This window comes from Idiomarina sp. T82-3, assembly GCF_001577655.1.
GTDB lineage: Bacteria > Pseudomonadota > Gammaproteobacteria > Enterobacterales > Alteromonadaceae > Idiomarina > Idiomarina baltica.
In genome coordinates, this window is the sequence record NZ_LSBQ01000002.1 from 243,379 (window position 1) to 250,180 (window position 6,802).

General features: G+C 46.3%; 3 protein-coding genes and 1 pseudogene. All 4 read left to right on the forward strand.

Going from position 1 to position 6,802, the window contains the following annotated elements; translation table 11 throughout:
- Positions 1-34 precede the first annotated feature (34 nt).
- The gene (gcvP, locus tag AWU56_RS02315; protein WP_286681668.1) at positions 35-2,923 is read left to right on the forward strand and encodes an aminomethyl-transferring glycine dehydrogenase; all 2,889 of its coding nucleotides are present in this window, start codon (positions 35-37) and stop codon (positions 2,921-2,923) included.
- A gap of 293 nt (positions 2,924-3,216) precedes the next feature.
- A protein-coding gene (locus AWU56_RS02320) for an IS3 family transposase (protein WP_286681669.1) occupies positions 3,217-4,382 on the forward strand; the annotation gives its coding sequence in 2 pieces (ribosomal slippage) (positions 3,217-3,475 and positions 3,475-4,382; 1,167 coding nt in all).
- 434 nt (positions 4,383-4,816) lie between these two features.
- A complete protein-coding gene (locus AWU56_RS02325) occupies positions 4,817-6,319 on the forward strand; it encodes a reverse transcriptase domain-containing protein (protein ID WP_286681670.1) in 1,503 nt (500 codons plus the stop codon).
- Between the two features lie 218 nt (positions 6,320-6,537).
- A pseudogene (locus AWU56_RS02330) lies at positions 6,538-6,802 on the forward strand (hypothetical protein); the annotation flags it as partial.

Genomic DNA, 6,802 nt, shown 5'->3' on the forward strand with positions numbered 1-6,802 from the left:
TGTTCGATTCCCAATTTGTACGAGGCCGAGGTAAATGACCAGTACTACCCTTACGCAGTTAGAACATCACGATGAATTTATTGGCCGTCATATCGGTCCGAGTCATGATGAGCAGCAAGCCATGCTCAAAGAGCTTGGCGTAGATACTTTAGAAGCGTTGACCAGAGATACGGTTCCAGGCTCTATTTTACGCGACCCTTTTTTAAAAGTCGGCGAGCCTAAAACTGAGCGTGAAGCATTGGCTGAACTCAAAGCCATTGCGAAAAAGAACCAGATCTTTACCTCGTACATTGGTATGGGCTACTACGATACGGTAACGCCTAACGTTATTTTACGTAACGTATTAGAAAACCCAGGTTGGTATACTGCATACACGCCTTACCAGCCCGAAATCGCACAAGGTCGTTTGGAAGCCTTATTGAACTTCCAACAAATGACCATGGATCTAACCGGTTTGGATCTTGCGAGTGCCTCATTGCTTGATGAAGCAACGGCAGCTGCCGAAGCAATGGCGATGGCGAAGCGGGTATCGAAAAACAAAAAATCAAACGCGTTTTACATTGCGGACAACGTGTACACGCAAACCATCGACGTGGTTAAAACACGTGCTGAATACTTCGGCTTTGACATTATTGTCGGCCCGGCGCGTGAAGCATCTGACCACGATGTGTTTGGTGCGCTATTACAGTACCCCGACAAAACCGGCGAACTGCACAACATTGAACAGCTGATTGGCGAGCTACAAGAGAAGAAAGCGATTGTTTCGGTGGCTTCCGATCTGATGAGCTTGTTGATGCTGAAATCTCCGGGCGAAATGGGTGCGGATATCGTATTTGGTAACGCACAACGCTTTGGTGTACCAATGGGCTATGGCGGTCCACACGCTGCATTCTTTGCAACTCGTGATAAGTTCAAACGTTCATTGCCCGGTCGTATCATTGGTGTGTCTAAAGACTCACGTGGTCGCCCTGCGTTGCGTATGGCAATGCAAACCCGCGAACAGCACATCCGTCGCGAGAAGGCTAACTCGAACATCTGTACCGCGCAGGTATTACTGGCCAACATGGCGTCGTTTTATGCGGTGTACCATGGGCCACAAGGTTTGCGTCGCATTGCTAACCGTATCCATCGATTAACTGATATCGTAGCCTTGGGTATGCAGGATAAAGGCGTTCAAATCAGCAACGCGCATTGGTTTGATACGCTGACTTTTGAGATGAAAGAGAACGCGACCGACGTATTGGCGCGCGCTAAAGCGGCTGGCATTAACCTGCGTAATGACGGTGAAGCCGTGTTTGGTATCAGCATGGATGAAGCCAAAACACGTGCAGACGTTGAAGTATTATTTAACGTCTTGTTCGGTGATGACCATGGTCTGGATGTTGAAGTCCTCGATAGCCGCGTAGCGAGCAAAGAAGTCGAATCAATTCCAGCGCAATTGGTACGCGAATCGGACTACCTAACGCACCCAGTATTTAACGAGTATCACTCAGAAACCGAGATGCTGCGTTACATCAAAAAGCTGGAAAACAAAGATTTAGCATTGAACCACTCAATGATCTCATTGGGTTCATGCACCATGAAGCTGAACGCCACCGCTGAAATGATTCCAGTGACTTGGCCTGAGTTTGCTCAGTTGCACCCATTCTGCCCTGTCGAGCAAGCGCAAGGCTACGCAGAAATGATTTCGTCATTGTCTGAGTGGTTGGTTGATATCACCGGTTACGATGCGCTTTCAATGCAGCCGAACTCAGGTGCTCAGGGTGAATATGCCGGCTTATTGGCAATCCAGAAATACCACGAAAGCCGCGGCGAAGGTCACCGTAATATCTGCTTGATCCCAAGCTCAGCGCACGGTACTAACCCGGCTTCAGCACAGATGATGAACATGAAAGTGGTCGTGGTTGATTGCGATAAAAACGGTAACGTGGACATGGCAGACCTGAAAGCTAAAGCCGAAGAGGCGGGCGACCACCTGTCATGCATCATGGTGACCTACCCATCGACACACGGTGTGTATGAAGAAGGCATCCGTGAAATTTGTGAGCTGGTACACGAGTTTGGTGGCCAAGTTTACATGGACGGTGCCAACATGAACGCGCAGGTGGGTGTTACTTCTCCAGGCTACATTGGCTCGGATGTATCGCACTTAAACCTACATAAGACCTTCTGCATCCCACACGGTGGTGGTGGTCCAGGTATGGGTCCGATCGGCGTGAAAGAGCACTTAAAGCCGTTCTTGCCAAACCACAGCATCATTAACTTGAAGACCACTGAGTTGGGTAATGGCGCGGTATCAGCAGCACCTTATGGTAGCGCAAGCATTTTGCCTATTTCGTGGATGTACATCGCGATGATGGGCGGTCGTGGCTTACGTGAAGCGTCAGAAACTGCGATTCTGAATGCTAACTACGTTGCCGAGAAACTCAGCAAGCACTTCAAGATCTTGTACCGTGGCCGTAACAACCGTGTCGCGCACGAGTGCATTATCGACTTGCGTCAAATGAAAGAAGATGCCGGTATCGCCGAGATTGACGTGGCGAAGCGCTTGCAGGATTACGGCTTCCACTCACCAACGATGAGCTTCCCAGTTGCGGGCACCATCATGGTTGAGCCAACGGAATCTGAATCTAAAGCAGAACTCGATCGCTTTATTGAAGCGTTGTTTTGCATCAAGCAAGAAGCTGACAAAATCGCCGCAGGCGAGTGGCCGCAAGACAACAACCCGTTGGTTAACGCACCACACACGCTTGCCGACATCACCGATGCTGAGTGGGACCGTCCCTACGACCGTCACACCGCAACTTATCCGGTTGAAGCGGTAAGCTACGACAAGTTCTGGCCAACCGTAAATCGTATTGATGACGTATATGGCGACCGTAACCTGATGTGCTCGTGCCCGAGTATTGACGAGTATCGGTAAGTTGATGGGTTAGTTGTGCAGAGTAATTAAGTCTGCGACTGTAATTAACTTTGCGACTGAAGTATTCAGTTCGATAAAACGAAAACCCGCTATTAAGCGGGTTTTTTCCAATATTGAAAATACAAACTTCAAACAACGACTTTCAATAGGGTTAAGGCGCAGTCTATATAAAGTAGAAAATTTCGGTGCAAGTCACTCTATACAGCCAAAATCTATAGAAAGGCATTGTAGTGGCAGACTAAACCCGAACACTCTTTTAAGTGGTAGTATTACCCTTAACGAAGAGGTGTTCAATGGCAAGAAGACAACGTCGATCATTTAGTCCTGAGTTCAGGTATGAGGCCGCTAATTTAGTGGCTGAGCAAGGCTACAGCTATGCGGAAGCAGGCCGGGCTGTTGATGTACATGAAAATACGATTAGAAATTGGGTTCAACAGCTAGAAAGTGAACAAAGCGGTCAAACGCCTAAGTCCAGGGCGATGACTGCGGAGCAGCAACGAATACAGGAGCTTGAAGCTCGCGTGAATCGGTTAGAGCGGGAAAAATCGATTCTAAAAAAGGCTACCGCTCTCTTAATGTCCGACGACCTGAAATCTACGCGCTGATAGACCGGTTGAGGGAGCATGAAACGACTGAGTTGGTCTGCTCAGCGCTGGGTGTAGGTGTTAGCAGCTTTTATGAGCGTCGAAAGCGACGTCAACAAATAGAAACTAAGCGGCGACTGCTGCGGGCTCGTATAAAACGCTTATTCATAAAGTCCCGAAATTCGGCGGGGACCCGGACTCTCGTCGATATGCTGAAACACGAAGGCGTTATCATGGGACGCTTTAAAGTTGGCCGTTTGATGAAAGAGCAAGGCTTAACGAGTAAGCAGCCAGGCCCTCATGCCTATAGGATCGCTAATGTTGAGAGACCGGATATCCCGAATAAACTCAACCGTGAGTTTGATGTAGAAGCTCCGAATAGAGTCTGGTGTGGTGATATAACCTATATCTGGACTGGCTCGGGCTGGCATTATGCTGCCGTCGTTATTGACCTGTTTACCCGTCGGGTTGTTGGCTGGTCGATGTCGCCTCGCCCTGACGCAGAGCTTGCTGCACGTGCACTGGATATGGCTTATGAAATGCGCGGTAAACCCGAGGGTGTGATGTTCCATAGTGATCAAGGTACTCAGTATGGAGCGCGAAAGTTCAGGCAAAGGTTATGGCGTTACCAGATAACTCAAAGCATGAGTCGGCGCGGAAACTGTTGGGACAATAGTCCAATGGAGCGAGTATTTAGAAGTTTAAAGTCTGAGTGGATGCCGGCAACCGGTTACCGTTCAGCAATTGAAGCAAAACGAGATGTCAGTTACTTCCTAATGAATTATTACAACTGGGAGCGACCGCATCAATTTAATGATGGTCTACCACCGGCAAAAGCAGAGAAATTAGCTAAAAAGGTGTCCGGGTTTTGTTGACCACTACAATACAAAAAAGCAGTTGAGATTCATGGTTAAATTATTTGTTGAAGCCCCGGAATAAAAGGGCATACCATTACGAGGTGATTAGTGAATTGGAGCAGCTTCAAATCATGTCTGGAGCTGCTAGCTTCAGAGTCTATTTAGCAGACGATGAGAATAGCGAGTAAACTTTCACACCAGTAATAAAATCCACCAATGCCTTGTCACGCACTCTATGTTGACTCTTAGGGATATTTATAGTTGAATCAGACACATGCCTACAGAGGCGAGCGGACGCCCTTATTGCTCGGTTGTCTCATTGATTGATGGCCGAGTTGGGACGTTAGCGGATAAAGCATCTGGCTAATGTATGTAGTGACTATCTTTTATGTGGGTAGCGTCCGTGGAAGAACCCAGCGAGAGCTGGGTTTTTTTCTAAGGAGGGACTTGTTGTGGGATTGCATGAAAAGATTACGCGGTACATTGAGCAGGAAGCTGAGAAGTTGTCACTGAGACACCACGCTTACCACAACGCCTTACACATTGAAAACTCAAGAAAGCGTGAACGTTCCTCGTCACCTTCAAACCTTAAGTCCGTTACAAAACCTCCGCACTGGTCAGAAAATAAGAGGTTTGATCCCTTTTATGTAAAAAAACACGCTAAAACGATAGCCCATTCTATTACCAAGAAAATTGAATCTGGAAGTTATAAGCCATTTAAACCGTCTAGCAATTATGTCGCAAAGTCATCTGGGGGCTACAGAGAAGTAGCTATGTACGAGATTCCAGACGCAGCGATATCAACTTTTTTCTATCATCGACTGTTATCTAAAAATAAGCATCGATTTAGCTCATTTTCATATGCTTACCGAGATGACCGAAATGTACACTTTGCTATTCAAGATATTGCGGTGGAATTATCTCAGAATTCTAGGTTATTCGTGGCTGAATTCGATTTTTCGAAGTTTTTCGATACGATTTCACATAAATATTTGTTTAAGCAGTTTGACCAAAATGGCTTCTTTATAAGCGAAGAGGAGCGCTCGGTAATTAAAGCGTTCTTGGAAGGGCGTGAAAAAGGCATACCCCAAGGAACTTCCATATCACTTTTCTTGGCGAATTTAGCATGCTGGAAACTGGATAAGCAGTTAGAGAAAGAAGGGTTACAGTTTGCGAGGTACGCTGACGACACTATCATATGGTCGCAGGACTATTCCAAAATTACAAAAGCTTTGCATATCATGAGCAGTTTTTCGAAGGAAGTAGGTGTTGCAATAAACACCGAGAAGTCTGAAGGGATTAGTATTCTGCGTCCTGATGGTATGAAATCAGAATTTTATAAAAGTAAAGATAAGGTCGAATTCTTAGGTTACTCAATTTCTATAGATAAAGTCTCAATTAAATCCTCTGCCGTAGACAAAATAAAACGTGAAATATCTTATATCCTGTATAAGCACCTGATTCAACCGCTTAAAGATAAACCTCTGAAAGCCTTAAAAATACCAGCGAATGATATAGATGAGGCCTTGCTTAGTGCTATCTGTGAAATACGCCGCTACATGTATGGCAATCTATCGGAAAATATGATTTCAGCTTATTTGAGCGGGCGCAGCAACCGGATATTTTTTAAAGGAATTATGAGCTTTTACCCATTGATAAATGATGAAGCTCAAATGAAGTCACTGGACGGCTGGTTGGTCAACGCAATTTTTAAAGCTGTGCAATATCGCGGGTCTCTTCTAAAATCCCACCGTCAGCCTAGAAGCCATATTTTTCCATTCAACGCTTCACGAAAGGAGCTTTTGATAGGTTGTAACTCGGAACGCGTAAAGGGAATGAGACTTCTAAAGCACCCAAGTTTTTTGACAATGTTTAAAGCAATGCAAAGGGGGTTGGTTGAAGTCGGTATCACAGGAGTGACTGATCCCAACGCAAACGCGTACAACTACTCGTAGTAAGTTTTACATACTTATTGGTGAAAGCTCAGGCTGCTGCTTCTTTTATTCTCATTAGTGGAGAGCATCCATTTTTCGTCACCAGTCGCAAAAAGCGAACCTCCGGGTTCACTTTTTTATGCCTGACGCAGAGCTTTGCATAAACCTTACCGAGCCTTTACAGAAGCGGTTGGCGGAATCGCGTATGCTACGCGCGGCTCAATTAAGCGGAGATAGTAATGAAATACGTATGGCTTGGTATGGTGTCGCTATTGATGTCGGCGTGTAGTTCTATTCCAACGCATAGCCCAGCGCATTTGGTGGGTCAGGTAGAGACTGGTAAGGCGTCTTATTATGCGATGAAGTATCAATTTCGCACGACCGCCAGTGGCGAGCGTTACAGCCTATGTAGCGTCAATTACCTTGGCCGGTTTTCCGGCAATTATCCTGGCCGGTTGATACCGATTTTTAACTACCGTTGCTCATTGCCATTTTGCGACGGTA